At 73.9% G+C, this 18,930-nt stretch carries 17 protein-coding genes and 2 pseudogenes; 12 read left to right on the plus strand and 7 right to left on the minus strand.

Annotated elements, in window-relative coordinates; translation table 11 throughout:
• Nucleotides 1-32: 32 nt before the first annotated feature.
• Nucleotides 33-1,220: a winged helix DNA-binding domain-containing protein gene (locus tag ACFV4N_RS25205; protein ID WP_499675061.1), complete on the minus strand. Its 1,188-nt coding sequence runs from the start codon at nt 1,218-1,220 to the stop codon at nt 33-35.
• A gap of 67 nt (nt 1,221-1,287) precedes the next feature.
• Between ACFV4N_RS25205 and ACFV4N_RS25210 the strand changes: the two genes are divergently transcribed.
• The 4 genes from ACFV4N_RS25210 to ACFV4N_RS25225 all read left to right on the plus strand — a co-directional run bounded on the left by ACFV4N_RS25210 (nt 1,288) and on the right by ACFV4N_RS25225 (nt 7,791).
• On the plus strand, nt 1,288-1,896 hold the full coding sequence (locus ACFV4N_RS25210) for a PadR family transcriptional regulator (protein WP_499675062.1): 609 nt from the start codon (nt 1,288-1,290) through the stop codon (nt 1,894-1,896).
• 8 nt (nt 1,897-1,904) lie between these two features.
• Nucleotides 1,905-4,727, plus strand: coding sequence for an SCO1167/SCO6262 family helicase (locus ACFV4N_RS25215; protein WP_499675063.1), 2,823 nt, complete (start codon nt 1,905-1,907; stop codon nt 4,725-4,727).
• A complete protein-coding gene (locus ACFV4N_RS25220; RefSeq protein ID WP_499675064.1) occupies nt 4,724-5,833 on the plus strand; it encodes an SWIM zinc finger family protein in 1,110 nt (369 codons plus the stop codon). The genes ACFV4N_RS25215 and ACFV4N_RS25220 overlap by 4 nt, the downstream gene beginning before the upstream one ends.
• Nucleotides 5,834-6,387: 554 nt before the next feature.
• Nucleotides 6,388-7,791, plus strand: coding sequence for a TetR/AcrR family transcriptional regulator (locus ACFV4N_RS25225; protein ID WP_499675065.1), 1,404 nt, complete (start codon nt 6,388-6,390; stop codon nt 7,789-7,791).
• A 25-nt stretch (nt 7,792-7,816) separates the two neighbouring features.
• Here ACFV4N_RS25225 and ACFV4N_RS25230 read toward each other — a convergent pair whose 3' ends face one another.
• Both ACFV4N_RS25230 and ACFV4N_RS25235 read right to left on the minus strand, forming a co-directional pair.
• A complete protein-coding gene (locus tag ACFV4N_RS25230; RefSeq protein ID WP_499675066.1) occupies nt 7,817-8,029 on the minus strand; it encodes a DUF5703 family protein in 213 nt (70 codons plus the stop codon).
• Entirely contained in the window at nt 8,029-9,018 is a 990-nt protein-coding gene (locus ACFV4N_RS25235) for a YncE family protein (protein ID WP_499675067.1), read from the minus strand. Before ACFV4N_RS25235 ends, ACFV4N_RS25230 begins: the two co-directional genes overlap by 1 nt.
• A gap of 179 nt (nt 9,019-9,197) precedes the next feature.
• On the opposite strand from ACFV4N_RS25235, the gene ACFV4N_RS25240 reads away from it, so the two are divergent.
• Entirely contained in the window at nt 9,198-10,316 is a 1,119-nt protein-coding gene (locus ACFV4N_RS25240) for a hypothetical protein (RefSeq protein WP_499675068.1), read from the plus strand.
• Here ACFV4N_RS25240 and ACFV4N_RS25245 read toward each other — a convergent pair.
• A complete protein-coding gene (locus ACFV4N_RS25245; protein ID WP_499675069.1) occupies nt 10,292-11,257 on the minus strand; it encodes an aldo/keto reductase in 966 nt (321 codons plus the stop codon). The two genes, ACFV4N_RS25240 and ACFV4N_RS25245, sit on opposite strands and share 25 nt — an antisense overlap.
• Nucleotides 11,258-11,372: 115 nt before the next feature.
• On the opposite strand from ACFV4N_RS25245, the gene ACFV4N_RS25250 reads away from it, so the two are divergent.
• The 4 genes from ACFV4N_RS25250 (at nt 11,373) to ACFV4N_RS25265 (ending at nt 14,771) form a co-directional block, all read left to right on the plus strand.
• Complete coding sequence (locus ACFV4N_RS25250; protein WP_499675070.1) at nt 11,373-12,422, plus strand: LLM class F420-dependent oxidoreductase; 1,050 nt, start codon at nt 11,373-11,375, stop codon at nt 12,420-12,422.
• The gene (locus tag ACFV4N_RS25255) at nt 12,419-13,243 is read left to right on the plus strand and encodes an undecaprenyl-diphosphate phosphatase (protein WP_499675071.1); all 825 of its coding nucleotides are present in this window, start codon (nt 12,419-12,421) and stop codon (nt 13,241-13,243) included. The genes ACFV4N_RS25250 and ACFV4N_RS25255 overlap by 4 nt, the downstream gene beginning before the upstream one ends.
• Nucleotides 13,244-13,252: 9 nt before the next feature.
• Entirely contained in the window at nt 13,253-13,948 is a 696-nt protein-coding gene (locus ACFV4N_RS25260) for a histidine phosphatase family protein (protein ID WP_499675072.1), read from the plus strand.
• A gap of 484 nt (nt 13,949-14,432) precedes the next feature.
• Nucleotides 14,433-14,771, plus strand: coding sequence for an ArsR/SmtB family transcription factor (locus ACFV4N_RS25265; protein ID WP_499675073.1), 339 nt, complete (start codon nt 14,433-14,435; stop codon nt 14,769-14,771).
• A 90-nt stretch (nt 14,772-14,861) separates the two neighbouring features.
• On the opposite strand, the gene ACFV4N_RS25270 is transcribed toward ACFV4N_RS25265, so the two are convergent.
• Together ACFV4N_RS25270 and ACFV4N_RS25275 are read right to left on the minus strand one after the other, a co-directional pair.
• Nucleotides 14,862-15,578 carry an MBL fold metallo-hydrolase gene (locus ACFV4N_RS25270; RefSeq protein ID WP_499675074.1) on the minus strand — a complete coding sequence of 239 codons (717 nt, stop codon included), beginning with the start codon at nt 15,576-15,578 and terminating at the stop codon, nt 14,862-14,864.
• Entirely contained in the window at nt 15,575-16,270 is a 696-nt protein-coding gene (locus ACFV4N_RS25275; protein ID WP_499675075.1) for a hypothetical protein, read from the minus strand. Before ACFV4N_RS25275 ends, ACFV4N_RS25270 begins: the two co-directional genes overlap by 4 nt.
• Before the next feature lie 160 nt (nt 16,271-16,430).
• Between ACFV4N_RS25275 and ACFV4N_RS25280 the strand changes: the two genes are divergently transcribed.
• From ACFV4N_RS25280 to ACFV4N_RS25290, 3 genes and pseudogenes are all read left to right on the plus strand, one after another.
• Nucleotides 16,431-16,847 carry a VOC family protein gene (locus ACFV4N_RS25280; protein ID WP_499675076.1) on the plus strand — a complete coding sequence of 139 codons (417 nt, stop codon included), beginning with the start codon at nt 16,431-16,433 and terminating at the stop codon, nt 16,845-16,847.
• A 185-nt stretch (nt 16,848-17,032) separates the two neighbouring features.
• A pseudogene (locus ACFV4N_RS25285) lies at nt 17,033-17,221 on the plus strand (MerR family DNA-binding transcriptional regulator); the annotation flags it as partial.
• A 297-nt stretch (nt 17,222-17,518) separates the two neighbouring features.
• A complete protein-coding gene (locus ACFV4N_RS25290; RefSeq protein WP_499675077.1) occupies nt 17,519-18,001 on the plus strand; it encodes a hypothetical protein in 483 nt (160 codons plus the stop codon).
• An 8-nt stretch (nt 18,002-18,009) separates the two neighbouring features.
• Here ACFV4N_RS25290 and ACFV4N_RS25295 read toward each other — a convergent pair.
• Nucleotides 18,010-18,916: pseudogene (locus ACFV4N_RS25295) on the minus strand (IS5 family transposase).
• Nucleotides 18,917-18,930: the final 14 nt, after the last annotated feature.

Here is an 18,930-nt window from a genome sequence, read left to right on the forward strand (position 1 = left end):
TAAGAGACAGTACGCGCGCTGCGGACCGGTACCTACGGCGGTGAGCGGCGCGAGGCGCTGCGGGTGGCCACCAGCTCCTTCTCCAACGGGGTCCGGAAGCGGGGCACCACGCGCACCCCGCCGAGCAGCCCGGCCGTCCGGGCCGCCTGCCGGTCGATCGCCGCCGCCGCGTCGGATCCCACGTCCACCAGCGGTTTCCACACCACCTCGCCGTCGGGTCGCTGCGCCCAGCCGCCCACCACCGCGCCGTTCCACCACACGGTCGGGCCGACGTTGCCCGAGGAGTCGAACAGCAGCGGCCGCAGGTGGGGCGGCAGGTACCAGTCGCGGTCCTGCCACCCCATCGGCGTGGGGTCCAGGGCCGGCAGCAGCGCCGCCCACGGCTCCGGTTCGGCCACCGGGTCCACGTCACCGGGCAGCACCCAGCCGGGACCCGCCGACAGCTCCACCTCCACCGCGCCCACCGCGGCCAGCGCCTCCCGGGTGGCGCGCACCGTCCACCCGGTCCACCACTTCAGGTCAGCCGCGGTCGCGGGCCCGAACGCGCCCAACCACCACCGGGTCAGCTCCGCCCGGGCCGCCGCCGCGTCCAGCTCCGGCCACGGCGTGGCCGCGGTCCACCGGAACTGGCTGCTCACCCACGACCCGCGCGGCCGCGCCCGCCGCGTGCGGCCCTCGGTGGCCAGCACCCGCAGCACCCGGCTGGACACGTTCTGCCTCACCTCGTACGGCTTGCCCGCGCCCACCACCACCTGCTCGGCCAACGCCGGCACGTCGCGCACCAGCTCCGTCGCCGTGGCCTCGCCCCGCTCCCGCAGCGCGGCCAGCACCGCGTCCTCGACCTCCGCCAGGCGGGCCCCGTCCCACCCCACCCCCTCGGCCAGGTACGCCAGCAGCTTGGTCCGCTCCCGCCGCGCGACCTCCCGCCCGGCCGCGGCGTGGACCACCGGTCCGGCCCCCGCGGTGACGACGAACATGGTGCGGCGCATCGCCAACGACCGCACCAGGGACCGCCGCTCGTACAGGGCGTCCTCCACCTCCCGCACCGACGGGCTGCCCAGTCGCGCCCACGCCGACAGGAACACCGTGGCCGGATCGGTGGCGTGCAGCGCCACCAACGCCCCGACCACCTCCTCCACGGTGTCGGCGGGCGCGGAGAGCAGGTGCCGGACCCCCAGGCGGATCCGCCGCCGGCCGTCGTCGATCTTGACTGGCGTCACGGCCCCCATCCTGGGCGATCTACCCTGATCCGCGAAACCGGAAAAACCACCACCCCGGACGAGGATCATGTCGGCGACACGGCTGCTGGTGCTCGGCGTGGTGCGCGGCCACGGACGCGCCCACGGGTACCTGATCGGCACCGACCTGCTGTCCTGGGGCGCGGGGGAGTGGGCCCACGTCAAGTGGGGCTCGATCTACCACGCCCTCAAGCAGCTCACCAGGGACGGCTGCCTCGCCGACCGCACCACCCCGCCCGGCCGCACCGAGTACGAGATCACCGAGAAGGGCGAGACCGAGTACCGCAGGCTGCTGCGCGACGCCCTGCGCCGACCCGGCACCCGCCCCGACACGCTCGCCGCCGGACTCGCCCTGCTGCCCTCCCTCACCCGCGACGACGCCCTCGCGCTGCTCGGCGAACGCCTCGCCGCCCTGGAAGCCCGCCGCGACACCGCCCGCGACCAGGCCGACCGGTGGCGCGACCCGCCCCACGTGCGCGAGCTGTACGGGCTGTGGGAGCACACCGCCGCCGGCGGCGCGGCCTGGACCAGGGGACTGATGGACCGCCTCCGCGGCGGCGCCTACCCCATGGCGGGCGAACCGAACTCGCCCGGCGAACCCGGCAGCTGGGCTAAGCTCAAACTTGAACAACCCGCCGGGCGCGAGGGGGAACGCTGAAAACGGGGTTGGAGCGGTACCCGGCGGTCTTCGAACCGGCCGACCCGCCACGCACGTCCACCATCGCCTTCTACGCCCCACCGGACCACGAGGACCACGAGGACCACGGGGCTCATGAGGACCACGCCGCCCCACCGGACCGGCCCGGCGCCGACCGGCTCACCATCGCCGCCCCCGACGGCGGCCGCCACACCGCGCCCGCCCTGCGCCTGCCCCTGACCGAAGCGATCCCGCTGCTCACCCGGGCCCGCCGCGCCGCCGGCACCACGACCGCCACCGGCCGACCCGCCGTCCACCCGGCCACCGCCTTCTGGGGCGCCGCCGTCGTCCTGGCCCTGCAGCTCGTCGCCCGCGGCCGGGTGCGGCCCGCCCTCACCGACACCGACTTCGACGCCTGGCAGCTCACGCCCCTGGACCCCGCCGACCACGCCCGCGTCCGCGACCTGGCCGCCGCCATGCCGGCGCACGCCCGCGCCGTCCCGCTGGCGGGACGCGACCCCCTGGAACTGCCCGACGCCGAACCGCTGCTGCGGGCCTTCCTCGACGCCGTCGCCGACACCATGCCCCGCGGCGCCGCCGCGGCCACCGCCGCCGGCGCCCCCGCGTTCGCCGCCACCACCCCGCAACACGTTCCCCACCTGCGTGAATGGGCCCACCAGGGCGTGCGGGTGTCGGTGCGCGTCGAAGGCCCGGACCCGTTCCAGGCCGTCCTGCAGGTCCACAACCTCGCCGACCCCACCCTGGTCCTCGACGCCGCCGAGCTGTGGGCGGGCGCCGGGCGCGCCACCCGCGCCGACGCCACCGTCGCCCTGCGCCGCGCCGCCCGCGCCTGGCCGCCCCTGGAACGGCTGCTCGACCAACCCGTCCCCGACCGCGTCACCCTCGCCGACGCCGACGTCGAACAGCTCCTCACCACCGGCACCGTCCGCCTCGCCTCCGCGGGCGTGGACGTGCACTGGCCCACCGACCTCGTCCGCGGCCTCACCGCCAAGGTCGTCGTCGGCGACGCCGGCGGCGACCGGCCCACCTTCTTCGGCCCCGACCAGCTCACCGCCGTCAACTGGCAGCTCGCGCTCGGCGGCGACCCGCTGACCCCCGACGAACTCGACCGGCTCGCCGAGGCCACCCGCCCCGTGGTGCGGCTGCGCGACCGCTGGACCCTCGTCGACCCCGAACTGGCCCGCCGCGCCCGCGAACGCGCCCTCAAACCCCTCACCGCCGTCCAAGCCCTCGGCGCGGCCCTCACCGGCACCGCCGAGATCGACGGCGCCGAGGTCGAGGTCGCCGCCGCCGGCCCGCTCGACCAGCTCCGGCAACGCCTCGCGCAACCCGACGCCGAACCCGCCGAACCACCACCGGGCCTGCGCGCCGACCTGCGCGACTACCAGCTGCGCGGCCTGCGCTGGCTCGACCGCATGACCTCGCTCGGCCTGGGCGCGTGCCTGGCCGACGACATGGGCCTGGGCAAGACCATCACCCTCATCGCCCTGCACCTGCACCGCAACACCCCGAAGCGCAGCACCCCGGAGCACAACACCACAGCCCCCGACACCCCGGGCACCGGCACAGCGGGCCCCACCCTCGTGGTCTGCCCCGCGTCCCTGCTGGGCAACTGGCAGCGCGAGATCGAGCGCTTCGCCCCCGGCACCCCCGTGCACCGCTACCACGGCCCCGGCCGCACCCTGCCCACCCACGACACCGACACCACCGCCGGTTTCGTCCTCACCACCTACGGCACCATGCGCCTGGACGCCGACCTGCTCGCCGAAGCCCACTGGGGACTGGTCGTCGCCGACGAGGCCCAGCACGTCAAGAACCCCGGCTCCGACACCGCCAAGGCCTTGCGCCGCATCCCCGCCCGCGCCCGCGTCGCCTTGACCGGCACCCCGGTGGAGAACACCCTGACCGAGCTGTGGGCGATCCTCGACTGGACCACCCCCGGCCTGCTCGGCACCCTGGCGCAGTTCAAGGCGCGCTGGGCCAAACCCGTCGAGGCCGACCACGACCAGGCCGTCGCCGAGCGCTTCGCCCGCCTCGTGCGGCCCTTCCTGCTGCGCCGCCGCAAGTCCGACCCCGGCATCGCCCCCGAACTGCCCGCCAAGACCGAGACCGACCGGCCCGTCGCCCTCACCCGCGAGCAGGCCGCCCTCTACGAGGCCGTCGTGCGCGAGCTGATGGAGGAGATCCGCCACGCCGACGGCATCACCCGGCGCGGCCGCGTCGTCAAGCTCCTCACCGCCCTCAAGCAGGTCTGCAACCACCCCGCCCAGTACCTCAAGGAGACCGCGCCGAAGCTCGCCGGCCGGTCGGGCAAGCTGGAACTGCTCGACGAGCTGCTCGACACGATCCTCGCCGAGGACGGCGCCGCGCTCGTGTTCACCCAGTACGTCGCCATGGCCCGCCTGCTGCGCCGCCACCTCGCCGACCGGGGGATCACCACCGCCCTGCTGCACGGCGGCACCCCCGTGCCCGAGCGCGAGGACCTCGTCCGCCGCTTCCAGGACGGGCAGGTCCCCGTGTTCCTGCTCTCGCTCAAAGCCGCCGGCACCGGCCTCAACCTCACCCGCGCCGACCACGTCGTGCACTACGACCGCTGGTGGAACCCCGCCGTGGAGGACCAGGCCACCGACCGCGCCCACCGCATCGGCCAGACCCGGCCCGTGCAGGTCCACCGGCTCATCGCCGAGGGCACCGTCGAGGACCGCATCGCCGCCATGCTGCGCGCCAAGCGCGACCTCGCCGACGCCGTGCTCGCCCGCGGCGACGCCGCCCTCACCGAACTCACCGACGACGAACTGGCCGGCCTCGTCGAACTCCGGAGCGGCACGTGACCGACCGCGTCAAGGGCTTCCCCGCCTTCCCCAAGGGCGCCCGCCGCACCCGCACCTGGTGGGGCCGCGCCTGGCTCCAGGCCCTGGAGGACACCTCCCTCGACAACGGACCCCTGCGCCAGGGCCGCAAGTACGCCCAGGCCGGGCTCGTCGGCACCATCACCGCCAGCCCCGGCCGCCTGCACGCCGCCGTCCACGACGGCGACGAGGTCCACCACACCGGCGTGCTGCTCACCCCGCTCACCGACGCCGAGTGGGACCGCTTCCTCGCCCACCTCGCCCGCAAGGCCGGGCACCTCGCCGCCCTGCTCGACCACGAGATGCCCCGCGAACTCGTCGACGCCGCCGCCGACGCGGGCGTGCCCCTGCTGCCCGGCATCGGCGACCTCGACCCCGAGTGCACCTGCGACGCCTGGGAACTGCCCTGCCGCCACGCCGCCGCCCTGTGCCACCAGGCGGCCTGGCTGCTCGACGCCGACCCGTGGGTGCTGCTCCTGCTGCGCGGCCGCGCCCAGGACGAGGTCGTCACCGGCGCCCGGCCCACCGCCGGCGTGCCCGCCACCACCGCCTACGCCCGGCCCGTGCCCGACCTCCCACCGGCCTCCCCGAACCCCTCGCCCGACGCGCTCGACCCGCTGCCCGAGTTCGACCCGGTCGCCGGCCTCGACGTCGCGGTGCTGCGGCTGCTGGTCGCCGACGCCGCCGCCAAGGCCCGCGCCCTGCTCGCCACCGGCGACTGGCCCGCCGACGACGACCGCCAGGACCACGTCCGCCTCGCCGCCGCCCACCCCGAACTGCGCGACCGGCTCCACGTCGACCCGCGCGCCGTCCACGCCTGGCGGCAGGGCGGCCGCACCGCCCTGCTGGTCCTCGACCAGCCCTGGACCCCGCCCGAGGCCGACACCAACCGCGCCCGCGCCGCCTGGCGCGGCCAGGAACTGCCCGAACCGGTCGTGCGGCGCAACCGCTGGACCGTGCGCGACCGCCAACTCCGCTACGGCCCCGACGGCCGCTGGTACCCCTACCGGCGGCACGCGGACGGCCGCTGGTGGCCCACCGGCACCCCGCACCACGACCCCGCCACCGCCCTCACCGACCCCGACTGACCCCGCACGGCTGAGCGTGCCCGGACCGCTGGAACCGGAATCGCCCCGCTCGCCGTGGACGGTCGGGTGTCGAGGAACCCGGGATCGCCCGCGAGGGCGGAAGTCGACCGGGGGGAACGCGCCGCAGACAGGGACCCCACCCCGAACCACCACACCTGTGGTACCACGCCTGTGGTGCCCGGCCGCCCGCACGACCTCGCAGGCACTGGGGGTTGCCGCGTGCGTCGTGCGGGCGGGGAGGGCGCGGGCCGACCGAGGTTCCGAGCCAACGGTCGGGGCGCGCCCGGACCGCACGGCACGAGGTGCCGAAGCCGTGCGGTGGACCAGGTTCCCGGGCCCCGCCGCGGGACCCCCAGCCCCTCCCCGGTGGACGGGCCCCGCGTGATGTCAGGGAGTCTCTCGGCAGCGGTGGTGAGAGGTCAACATCCACCGCGGCCCGACACCGCACACCGAGGTGAGTGAACGCGCCCCGGAACGGTGAGCATCCAATACCGTGGAGCGCTCGCGGCGGGTATGCGCCCGTCGGGAGGAGGACAGGGGGGTCCATGGTTCCGGTGCGTGAAAGACTTCTCGACGCCGGCGTCGAGCTGCTGTTCGAGGACGGCGCCAAGGTCCTCGGACGCGGCCTCAACGTCGCCGAGATCGCCGCCCGCGCCGAGGTCAGCGAGAAGACCTTCTTCGCCACCTTCGGCGACAAGGGCCGCTACGTCGAGGCGCTGCTGCTGCGGTTCACCCACAGCTCCCAGCACACCTCCTACCACCTGACCGAAGTCATCGACCGGGCCTTCCTGGACTCCCGGGGCGACCCCCGCCGGATGCTGCGCGCGGTCTGCGACCGCGACTACCGGCAGGTCCGCAACGACCCCGCCACCCTCATGCGGCTGGCCACCCTCGTGCTCGGCGGCGGCCACCCCGGCGCGGTCAAGAGCCTGCGCCAGGCCTACAACGGCTACGAGCGGGCCGGTGTCCGCGCCTACCAGCCCGTGCTCACCCGCTGGAACGCCTCGCTGCGCGCCCCCTTCACCCCCGAGCACCTCGCCACCGCCCTCACCGCCCTGGTCGAGGGCCTGGCGCTGCGCCACCTCGCCGACCCCGGCGCCGTGCCCGACACCCTGTTCGGCGACACCGTCGTCGCCCTCGTCGGAGCCCTGTTCGACCCCCAACAGGGCCACGGGCACATCGACGACGTCATGGCGCCCCTGGCCGACGAACTCGTCCGCGCCCACCGCGCCGACGACCTCGACGACCTGCCCGAGCACCCCCGCAACGCGGTCATCGCCGCCGCGCGCCAGGAGTTCGCCGGCCGCGGCTACTACGCCACCACGCCCGCCCACATCGCCTCCCGCGCCGGGGTGTCGACGGCCGTGCTCGCCCAGCTGTTCCCGGTCAAGGCGGGGATCGTCGCCGGCGCGCTGCGCGGCCCCTACGCCGAACTGAGGTCCCTGGTCGACGACGACCTCGCCCTCGGCGTGCCGCCCACCACCATGCTGCGCCGCCACCTCGAACAGCTCGCCGCGTTCACCCTGCGCCACCGCGAGTTCGCCGAGGCCCTGCTCATGGCCGTCGCCCACGACCCCGCGCGCGCCGACGCCGAGCCCCTCCGCGAGATCGACCTGCCCGCGCTCCTGGCGCCGGCCCTGCGCGCCGGCATCGCCGCCGGGCACTTCCGCGGCGACCACGACCCCCGCGAACTCGCCGAAACCCTCGCCCACACCCTGCTGCTGCGCTGCCTGACCCACCCCGGCGGCACCGCGGCCGACCACGCCGCCGCCGTCGGGGCGCTGGTCCTGCACGGCCTGCTCGCCCGCCCGGGAGAGCCCGCCGAACCGGCACCGGGCGGGGCGAGACCCGGCGGCAGGACCGGCAGGACGAGCGGGCTCGGCGGGATCGTCGAAGGGATCGTCGACGGGCGGCGGTCAGCTCCACGCGACCGCCAACCGGGGCGCGTGGGGGAGTGAGGGCCCGACGGGGACCCCGGCCGGACTAGGTGATCACACCCGGCAGGGCCGTCGCCGTGCGCTTGCGGCGCAACCAGATCTTGCGCGACCCGTCGCCGAACATCAGCGTCCGCGACAGCTCCCAGCCCGAGAACTCCGCGTGGATCGTCAACTGCGTGGTCGCGGTGCGACGCGAGACCCCGGCCGGCAACCGCAGCGGCCGGTACTCCCAGTCCCCGTCGACCACCCCTTCGTCCATCACCCGATCACCTGCATCCCTTGTCCGTTCCCGGACGCCACGAACACGCGCCCGCTGCCCGGGTCGACCGCCACCGAGTCCGGCTGGGCGACCGTGGCGTGCCGGTGCCGCTCCACCGGCTCCCCGCCCGACACGTCGAACCCCACCACCTCGTTGCGCTCGGTCAACGTCACCCACAACAGGTCCCGGTCGGCGTCGTAGGCCATCCCGTAGGGCGCGCCCGGCAGCGGGTAGCGCAGCCGCATGAGCACCGGGTCCGTGGAGAACGCCATCAGCTCGCCACCCCGGGTGTCCACGACGAAGACCCGCCCGAACCGGTCGGCCACCGCGTTGGTCGCGCCGTCGCCCGCGCGCAGGCCCGCGCCGGGCCGGTCGGCCGAGGGGTCCAGGTCGAACACCGCGCTGCGCGGCCGGTCCAGCACCACGGCCCGGTCGCCCACCGCCACCAGCCGGTCGGGGCTGGAGATGCCGGTCACCGCGTGGTCGCCCACCAGGACCCGCCCGGCCTCCCGCTGCGCCACCAGGGTCCGCCCGCCCGCCGAGACCACGTCCACCGGCCCGCCGGTCACCTCCCGCGAGGACGAGGAGCCGTCCGGCCGGATCGTCACCACCGCGCCCGCCGGCACCACCGCCTCCACCGCGCCACCCGCGGCCACCAGCCGCTCCACGGGCCCCGGCAGCGCCACGACCAGCGGCTCCGGCGACGCGGCGCCCGGCGCCAGGGCGTCCAGCGGGAAGCTCGCCACCGACGGCGGGTCGGTCACCGCGACCGCCACCCGACCCCCGGCCACCACCACCGACGAGGCCCGCCCCACCGGCGCCACCACGCCCGGCAGGTCCGAGGACTGGGCGGGCGAGACCGCCGGGCGAGCCGGTTCCAGCGTCGCCGCCACCTGCAACGGGTCGCCCGGGTTCTCCTCGGTCGCGCACCCGGAGACCACCGCTCCGGTGAGCGCTCCGGCAACCACCACCGCGGCCAGTCGGCGCAACGTCGGACCTCCAAGCTGTAACCCGTTCGCCCAATGCCCTCCCAGCATCCATCACCAGGACACCATCCTCACGCGGGGGGCGGGTGTTGTCGTTGGTCCGGCAAGGTGATAGTCGGCCGCCGGCCGTACCCTCCGGGCGGGCGCGACGACTATGCCAGGTGACACCGGGAGGCGTCGCCATGACGGTCGGACACCTGAGGAACGCCCACCTGGGGCTGCTGCGCGATCGGGGCGTGGTCGACCACCTGGACCCGCCGCGGCGGCCCGAGGCGGCGCCCGAGCGCTACCACACCTGGACCCAGGTCGCGGCCGAACCCGCGCCGAGCCGGCTCGCCCGCCTGGTCGACGCCCGCGTCCGACCCGGCCCCTACCTGCCCGGACACCTCCACGAGCAGCAGCGCACCCTCGACGCCCTGCAACCGGAGGTGCTGCACCTGGCCCGCGCCGCCGGCAGCCCCCTGGACACCCCCGTGCTGGCGGGCGTGTTCCCCACCGGCACCCTCGACGGCATCGGCGTCCCCGAACCCGGCCAGGGCGTGCTGATCCTGGTCAACACCGCCCTGCTGGACCTGCTCGACGGGGTGCTCAAGACCATGACCGCGGTCCTGCCCCACTACGGCACCCCACCGCTGCTCAACGGCGACCAGGCCGCCTACGCCCTCGCCGAGGCCCTCAACGCCTACCTCTACGGCCACGGCGCGGCCCGCCCGCGGCGGCTGCCGGAGCTGTCCGGGCAGCGCCTGGCCCTGGTCGCGCTCATGGTCCGCCGCGCCACCCAGTTCGTGCTGGCCCACGAGGTCGCCCACCTCCAGGCCGGGCACCTGACCCGAGCCCACCTCCACACCGACCCCGGCACCCCGGTCGGCCCTCTCGACGCCCCTTCGGTCGGCTGGCCCGGCGAGCACGAGGCCGACCGCCTCGCCGCCGGCCTGATGCTGCACACCCTCGACGGCCTGGGACCCCGCGAACTCGACGTCCACGAACCCTGCCTGGTCGCCGCGCTGCTGCTGGTGCTGTTCCTCCACGAGATCACCGACCGGCTCGCCGGCGAACTGGACCTGGCCGTCCCGTTCGCCGGCCTGCACCCGCCGCCCGTGCGGCGCATCCAGAGCCTGGTCGAGCACCTCGCCGGCCGCGTCCGCACCCCCCGCGCCCTCGACCTGGCCGCCGACGTCGCCACCTGGCTGGAGGACCAGCTCGGCGAGGTCCGCGCGTGGTTCCGGCTGGTCGACGGGGCGGCGGCCGGACCCCGGGGCCCGCGGGGCCCCGGACCTCACCCCATCGGTCGTTCGGGGTAGCCGAAGTCGACGGCGCTCACGTCGTCCAGCGCCGACCTGATCGCCGGCGGCAGCGTCAGCCCCTCCGCCGCCAACGACCCCAGCAGCTGGCCGGTGTCCCGCGCGCCCACCACCGGCGCCACCACGCCCGGCCGGTCCCGCACCCACGCCAGCGCCACGCACAACGCGCTCGTGCCCAACCCGTCCGCCGCCGTGGACACCGCCTGCACGATCCGCGCCGCCCGCTCCGTGCGGTGCTGCTCCACGTACCCGGCGAAGTGCGCCGAGGCGCCCCGCGAGTCCGGGGGAGTGCCGTTGCGGTACTTGCCCGTCAGCACGCCCCGCCCCAGCGGCGCCCACGGCAGCAGCCCCACGCCGTGGTGCAGCGCCGCCGGCACCACCTCCCGCTCCACGCCCCGCTCCAGCAGCGAGTACTCCACCTGCGTGGACACCAGCGGCGCGTGCCCCGGCAGCGCCGCCGCCGTGCCCAGCTGCCAACCCGAGTAGTTCGACACCCCCGCGTAGCGCACCTTGCCCGAGGACACCGCCGCGTCCAGCGCCGACAGCGTCTCCTCCAGCGGCACGTTCGCGTCCCAGGCGTGCAGCTGCCACAGGTCGATGTGCTCCACCCGGAGCCTGCGCAGCGACCCGTCCAGCGCGTGCAGCAGCGCACCCCGCGACGCGCCGCCGCCGAACGGGCCGTCGTTGCGCCGGGCCACCGCCTTGGTCGCGATCACCAGCTCGTCCCGCGGCACCACCTCGCCCAGCAGGCCGCCCAGGATCCGCTCGCTCTCGCCCTCCACGTACACGTCCGCGGTGTCCACCAGCGTGCCGCCCGCCTCGGTGAACGCCAGCAGCTGCGTCGCCGCCTCGTCCGCGTCGGTGTCCCGGCCCCAGGTCATCGTGCCCAGGGCCAACCGGGACACCCGCAGACCGCTGCGGCCCAGGTATCGCTGTTCCACGTCGGGGAGCCTAAGGGGTGATCCACTTCACCGGGGGGCGCGGCACGCGACCCGTCAAGGGGTATTCCCGCCGCCCACCCTGGCGGCCGGGGTTACCGGCCGGTACGGTCCGCGTGTGCGACTGGGACTGAACCTCGGGTACTGGGGCGCGGGCAACGACGCCGCGAACCTCGAACTGGCCAGGGAAGCCGACCGACTGGGCTACTCGGTGGTGTGGGCCGCCGAGGCCTACGGCTCCGACGTGCCCACCGTGCTGTCGTGGGTGGCCGCGCAGACGCAGCGGATCGACGTCGGCAGCGCCGTCATGCAGATCCCCGCGCGCACCCCCGCCATGGCCGCGATGACCGCCGCGACCCTCGACACCCTCTCCGGCGGGCGCTTCCGCCTGGGCCTGGGCGTCTCCGGGCCGCAGGTCTCCGAGGGCTGGCACGGGGTGCGCTTCGACAAGCCGCTGGGCCGCACCCGCGAGTACGTCGACATCGTGCGCGCCGCCCTGCGCCGCGAGCGCCTGCGCTACGACGGCGAGCACTACCGGCTGCCCCTGCCCGACGGCCCCGGCAAGGCGCTGACCCTCACCGTGCACCCCGTGCGCGAGCACATCCCCGTCTACCTGGCCGCCATCGGCCCGAAGAACGTCGAGCTGGCCGGCGAGATCGCCGACGGGTGGCTGGCGATCTTCTTCTCCCCGGAGCACTCCGGGGAGTCCCTCGCCGCGCTCCGGGCGGGCCGGGAGAAGGCCGGCAAGACCCTCGACGGGTTCGACGTCGTGCCCACCGTGCCGCTGGTCGTCGGCGACGACTGGCGCGCCTGCGCCGACCGCGTCCGCGCCTACGCCGCCCTCTACGTCGGCGGCATGGGCAGCCGCCAGAAGAACTTCTACAACGACCTCGCCGTGCGCATGGGCTTCGCCGCCGAGGCGGCGGAAGTGCAGGACAAGTACCTCGCCCGCGACTACGAGGGCGCCATGGCCGCGCTCCCCGTGGACTTCCTCGACGCCGTCTCGCTGCTGGGCCCCAAGGAGCGCATAGCAGACCGCATGCGCGCCTACGCGCAGGCGGGGGTCACCACTCTCACCCTCTCGCCCATGCTGCAAGATCTTGAGCAGGGGATCGCCGCGCTGCGGACGGCGACCGAAGCTCTGGATCTGGCGGGAGTGGGTAGTTGAGCTGGCTGCAGGCCATCGTTCTGGGACTGGTGCAGGGTCTCACGGAATTCCTACCCATCTCGTCGTCGGGGCACATCCGGATCGTCTCCACGCTGTTCTTCGGCAACGACGCGGGCGCGTCGTTCACCGCGGTCATCCAGCTGGGCACCGAACTGGCCGTGCTGATCTACTTCGCCAAGGACATCGGCAACTTCATCGCCGCCTGGTTCAAGGGCCTGTTCAGCAAGGCCGCGCGCGCCACCGAGGACTACCGGATGGCCTGGTACGTCATCATCGGCTCCATCCCGATCAGCGTGCTGGGCTTCCTGTTCAAGGACGAGATCCGCTCCTCGCTGCGCAACCTGTGGATCACCGCGACCATGCTGATCGTGTTCGGCCTGCTGCTGGGCCTGGCCGACCAGTTCGCCAAGCACATCCGCACGCGGCTGGAGCTGAAGGACGCGGTCGGCATGGGCCTGGCCCAGGCGCTGGCCCTGATCCCCGGCGTGTCCCGCTCCGGCGGGACCCTGACCGCGGGCCTGTTCCTGGGCCTGGACCGGGCCTCCGCCGCCCGCTACTCGTTCCTGCTGGCGCTGCCCGCGGTGTTCGGCGCGGGCATCTTCAGCATCCCCGACGTGCTGGAGCGCTCCGAGCCCAACGCGGCCAGCGTGCCGCAGATGGTCGTGGCCACGATCGTGTCGTTCGCCGTCGGCTACGCCACCATCGCCTGGCTGCTGCGCTACGTCTCCAAGCACAGCTACTCGGTGTTCGTGTGGTACCGGCTGCTGCTGGGCCTGGTCCTGATGGGCCTGCTGTCGATGGGTCTCATCAACCCGACATAGGGTGGCCCCGTGGCTACCGTGATCTTGTTGCGGCACGCCCGGTCCACCGCCAACGGATCGGGCGTGCTCGCCGGGCGCCAACCCGGCGTGATGTTGTCGGAACAGGGCGAGGGCCAGGCGGACGGGCTCGTCGCCCGCTTCGCCGGCCTGCCCCTGGACGCGGTGGTCAGCTCACCGCTGGAGCGCTGCCGCCAGACCCTCGCGCCGCTGCTGGCCGACCGGGGCCTCGAGCCCGTGGTCGAGCAGGGGCTGGTCGAGGTCGACTACGGCGACTGGACCGGTCGCCCCCTCAAGGACCTCTACGCCGAGCCCCTGTGGGCGGTCGTGCAGCAGCACCCGTCCGCCGCGGTGTTCCCCGGCGGCGAGGGCCTGGCGACCGTGCAGGCGCGGGCGGTGGCGGCGATCAGGGCCCACGACGCCCGCGTCACCGCCGAGCACGGCCCGCGCGCGGTGTGGGTGGCCTGCAGCCACGGCGACGTCATCAAGGCGGTGCTGGCCGACGCCCTGGGCGTGCACCTGGACGGCTTCCAGCGCATCGTCGTGGACCCCGCCTCGGTGTCGGTGGTCCAGTACACCGAGACCCGGCCGTTCGTGCTGCGGGTCAACGACAACGGCGGCGACCTGAGCGGTCTCGTTCCGCCGCCGGAGAAGAAGGGGGAGGCCCCGTCCTCCGACGCGGTGGTCGGCGGGAACACCGGCCCCTGAGGACGTGCTCGTGGCAACCGGCTCGTGAGGAGCGGTGCGTGGCCCCGGACAGTGCAGGGTAGTCCGGGGCCACGGTGCGCTTGGCCGGGCGGCGGGTGCGGCCTCGTGTGACGATCGTATTGGCGTTAATGCCGAGGTAAATGCCCTCTTGTCGGGCGACCTCGCGGCGGCGGGGGAGCGGCTGCCCAGCTCAAGTGCCTGCCATCGGTCCGGAAACCGGCTAAAACCGCAGCTCAAACCATGTGGAAACGTCACGGAAACAAACCGTGGCAAGCGGTCGGGCAGCGCATTCCGCTGAGCCGGACGGTCCACGCCGGAAGATCCACTCGTGTTAACAGTTAACGACGCACGGTGCGCCCTTGGTCACACGCTGGCGCCACGCCGACGATCACCCGACCGTGCGGCGAGATTCACTCTAACGAGTGTAAAGACTTCAGTGTTGACCGAAAAACATTCTTGACCGTGGTGACTACGATGCTCACCCGTGCGCGCCTTACAACACCCGGACGTGGCGAACATCCCGCTGTCGACCGTGCTCAGCGCACTCGCGGACCCGGTCCGGCTCCGGATCGTCGCCGAGCTCGCGCGCTCGGGCGGCATCGCGTGCGGGCAGTTCGACGTGCCGGTCAGCATGTCGACGCTCTCGCACCACCTGAAGGTGCTCCGCGAGGCCGGTGTCCTGCGCGTGACGCCGCAGGGCAGCTACCGCACCCACGAGTTGCGGCAGGAGGAGATGGAGCGCCGGTTCCCCGGCGTGCTGGAGTCCATCACACGCGCGGCCGGGGCCCGGTGCGCCCGGCCGCCCGGTCAGCCGCCCACGTAGCCGGGTTCGTCATCACCGGGGGGGCCGGCCGAGCAGGTCGCGGTGGAAGCGGGCGAGGGCGCGGGCGTCGGGTGCGGGCCGGGCGCGGGGTCAGCGGATGGTCACGGTGTCGCCGGGTCGGGCGACGGGGGCGGCGGCGCGTTCGGCGGCTTCGGCGTGGGTCAGGGTGTGGCCGACGTGGGTGAGCAGGAGTCGGTCGGCGCCCCGGGCGGCTTCGGCGGCGTCCTCGGGGGCGCAGTGGTGGGGGCCCGCGCCGTCGGCTTCGCACAGGAACAGGTCCGCGCCGTCGGCGAGGTCGCGCAGGGCGGGGCAGGGTCCGGTGTCGCCGGAGTAGGCGAACACGGCGTCGCCGCGGGTGGCGCGCAGGCCGAAGGCGGGCAGTCCGTGGTGGACGGCGTGGCTGGTGAGGGTGAGGTCGCCGATCTCGGCGCGGTGGCCGTCGTGCAGTTCGTGGACGTGGAACGCGGCGCCGGCGGGGTTGGGCGTGGCGCCGGCGAGGAAGGTCTCCAGGCGGTCGGCGAGGCCGGGTGGGCCGAACAGGGGGACGGGGCCGCGGGGGTGTTGGTCGGCGAACAGCAGGGCGTAGTAGTAGGGCAGCAGGTCGGCGCTGTGGTTGGCGTGGGTGTGGGAGATCCAGACGGCGTCGAGCCGGTCGGGTCGGTGGTGGCGTTGGAGGGCGGCGAGGGTGCCGGGGCCGGCGTCGACCCAGACGGTGGTGCGGTCGGTGCGCAGCAGGTAGCCGGAGCAGGGGTCGTCGGGGCGCGGGTACGGGGTGGCGGTGCCGAGCACGGTCAGGCCGAAGGTCACGCCGCAGTGTGCCGGAGCACGTGCACGCCCGCCGCTGTTTTCAGGTAGGCCCAGGTGGTGGCGCCGGTGGTGGTGAGGCCGACGTGGGAGGCGGAGGTGCCGGCGAGCGGGTCGGGCAGGGGCACGGGCGCCCAGCCGGCGCCGGTCCAGCGGTGGAAGGCGGGGCGGGTCTCGAAGCTGCCGCGGCCGGCGCGCACGCCCCAGGTCCAGCCGGCGGCCACGCCGTGCACGCTGAGGCGGTCGGTGTCGTCGGGTGAGGGGACCTCGTGCCAGGCGGAGCCGTTCCAGCGGTGCAGGCGCAGTTCGTGGGTGTCGCGGACGTGGGCCAGCCAGACGTCGTCGGGCGCGGCGGCGGCGACGGCTTTGGCCCAGGTCATGGGTGGGGTGGTGGTGGCGCGCCAGGTGGCGCCGTCGTAGTGCAGGACCAGGGGGCGGCCGCTGCTGTTGCCGACGGCCCAGACGTCGTCGGGCGCGGTGGCGGCGACGCCGGCCAGGCTGGCGGGTGCGGGCAGGGCGGGCAGCGGTTCCTCGTGCCAGCCGGCGCCGGTCCAGCGCAGGACCAGCGGGGTGGACGGACGGCTGGTGAACACGCCGGTGGTGCCGACCAGCCACGCGTGGTCCTCGCCCGCGGTCGCCAGGTCGGCCAGTGCGGTGCTGGGCGGCAGCGCGGGCACCGGCACGGGTCGGAACAAGCCAACTCCCCCATCGATGGGTCCCCCGACTCATCGCGTGGTCCAGCAGATCGGCACGTGCGCGGGTGCGCCAGCCGCCGAACGGCCGGTTGTGGTTGCGCTGCGGCGCCGGTCGGGGTCGAGGGCGGTGGTTGTCCGCTATCGGCGGGAGGCTGTCGCCATGATCAGTTTGCACGCCTATTTCGGTTACCGGGACGCGGTCAAGGCCCTGGGCTGGTTGGAGGACGCGTTCGGGTTCGAGACGACGATGAACTTCCCGGACGGGGACGGTGGCGTGGCGCACGCCGAGCTGCGCCTGGGTGACGTGGCGGTGATCGTGTTCAGCGATCGGGAGGGGTACGAGCGGCCGCCGCGCAAGGGCGAGACCGGCGGGTTCGGCGTCTACCTGGCGTTGCCCGACGAGGCGGCGGTGGACGCGCTGTACGCGCGTGCGGTCGGGGTGGGCGCGGTGCCGGTGTGGGAGCCGGCCGGCACGGAGTGGGGCAACTACCGGTTCCGGGTGCTGGACCCGGAGGGTTTCGAGTGGACGTTCGGGATCCACCGGCCGGGTGAGCCGGTGACGGGGGACTGGTCCTAGGGGACTGGTCTTATCCGGACATCACGTCGTTGATGCGGGTCAGCGCCGACTGCGTGCGTGGTGTGATCCACGCGTTCAGGCGAGCGGGGGTTCGCGGCACTGGACCCAACATGGAGAGGGGGACGCCCGAGGGCGATCGGTGAACAGATCCGGCGACGGATCTGCCTGATCGCCCGGACGTCCCCCGCCGTTACTCCCGGCACCAACTCCGGTTGGCCGCCCGGGTCAGGGAACTGGTCGACCAGGGCACGGGCCTCGACGCCGCGTGCCGCATCGTCACCCTGGAGGACCAGCTCCAGGAGGCCAGGGACCTCAACAAGCAGAACCAGACCCCCGAACCGGACCAGCCGTACCCGCCACTGCGCGGCGTGTGAGCGGCGTGTGACCCGCCGGTGGTCGGGGACCTCACCCGGCGTCGGCACGACGAGCGCGCGTCACGGACTCGACCTCCGTGGCGCGCATCACCCGCTCTGCGAGTGGCAGACGCGGACCACATCACTCCCGGTCCATTTCTTCCGGTGATCTCCCCGGTGCTCATCACTCAATTCGGTGAGATCCGACAATGCTCAATTGACAGTGCACCTGCGGTCTCGTTGTCTGATGGACGGTCGCCCTGCGATGCGGCTGACCGGTTCACCCCAGTGACCACGAGTAGGAGCACTCCCGTGCACTTGATCAGGAAGATCGTCATCGCGCTCGCCGCGTTCGCCCTGGTGGCAACCGGTTCGGCGGTCGCCCACGCCGACGGCTCCGACCAGGCCCGGATCATGGGCTTGGGAGGTCATGCCAGCCTCCAGAACGTGAGCGACTCCCGGGTCAAGATCCGGCTGAGCGGCGTCCACTGCATGTACAACGGTGGAGTCGAAGGGTCGAACTTGAACGTCTTCGTGGGCGCGTACAACCCGGGCGACCGAGTTCCGCCGAATCCGAACAGTTATCAGTACATCGAGCAGAACGACGCCGGCGTCCCCTGTTTCGGCGACAACTCCGACTTCACCTTCAGCGCTTACGACGAATCGAATCGCTTGATCGGCAGCGTGACGATCGAGGGCACGAAGTGGAGTTGGTACCTCGTAGAGGCCACCAACCCCAGGTGCTTCGACGTGGTGTTCAGCGATCCGTACCAGCTCGACTTCTACGTCCACTGCACCTAGGTCGTGTTTCAGATGTGGCGTAGCCAGATGTTGATGGCGGCGATGTCGATGGTGGCCTGGTAGCGGACGGCGAGTTTGTCGTAGCGGGTGGCCACTGCTCGGTGCTGTTTGAGCAGGTTGATGCCGCACTCGACCGCGTGGCGCTGCTTGTAGATCTCCCGGTCGATCGTGGGTGGCCGTCCACCCGCGGAGCCTTTGGCCTTGCGGTGGGCGGCCTGGTCGCGGGGCTGGTCGATGGTCGCCTTGATCCCCCGCTGTCGCAGGTAGGCGCGGTTGGCCTTGGAGCTGTAGGCCTTGTCCGCCAGGACCCGGTCCGGCCGGGTCCTGGCGCGGCCGGGCCCACGCGCGGCACCGAGATCCGCTCGATCACCGGGACGAACTGTGGGCTGTCGCCCCGCTGACCAGCGGTGACCAGCAACGACAATGGTCGACGGCCCTGCTCGCAGGCCAGGTGCAGCTTGCTGGTCCACCCGCCCCGCGACCGCCCCAACCCGTGATCATCCGGCTCGATCCCGCCGGCCGGGGTGTCGGGCGGTTCGACCTGCAGGTCCCCCTTTTCCCCGCGCCGGCGGCGTGCTGGTGCGCCCGCGTGATCGTGGAATCCACCGACACGTCCCACACGATCAGCCCGTCAGCGTCGGCGCGGCCCTGCAACGCGGTCAGGACGCGCTGCCAGACCCCGGTCCGCTGCCAGCGGCGGAACAATCCGTAGACGGTCTGCCAGGGCCCGTACTCGGGCGGGACATCCCGCCATGGCGCACCGACGCGCACCCGCCACCGGATGCCGTCGATCAACTGCCGCTTGCTCCACTTGGGCGGACGGCCCGGCTTGCGACCCACGGGCAGCAGCGGCTGCAACACGGCCCACTGCGCGTCGGTCAAGTCGGCCCGCCCCGCTGCCGCTACGCTGGCCACGAGGTCTCCGGTAC

This window comes from Actinosynnema sp. NPDC059797 (genome assembly GCF_042732085.1).
Taxonomy (GTDB): domain Bacteria; phylum Actinomycetota; class Actinomycetes; order Mycobacteriales; family Pseudonocardiaceae; genus Actinosynnema.

Bases quoted from the DNA above. Each gene is read 5' to 3' on its own strand.
- ACFV4N_RS25210 (WP_499675062.1), top strand. From the start codon at position 1,288: ATGTCGGCGACACGGCTGCTGGTGCTCGGCGTGGTGCGCGGCCACGGA.
- ACFV4N_RS25230 (WP_499675066.1), bottom strand. From the start codon at position 8,029: ATGGACGAAGGGGTGGTCGACGGGGACTGGGAGTACCGGCCGCTGCGG.
- ACFV4N_RS25240 (WP_499675068.1), top strand. From the start codon at position 9,198: ATGACGGTCGGACACCTGAGGAACGCCCACCTGGGGCTGCTGCGCGAT.
- ACFV4N_RS25280 (WP_499675076.1), top strand. From the start codon at position 16,431: ATGATCAGTTTGCACGCCTATTTCGGTTACCGGGACGCGGTCAAGGCC.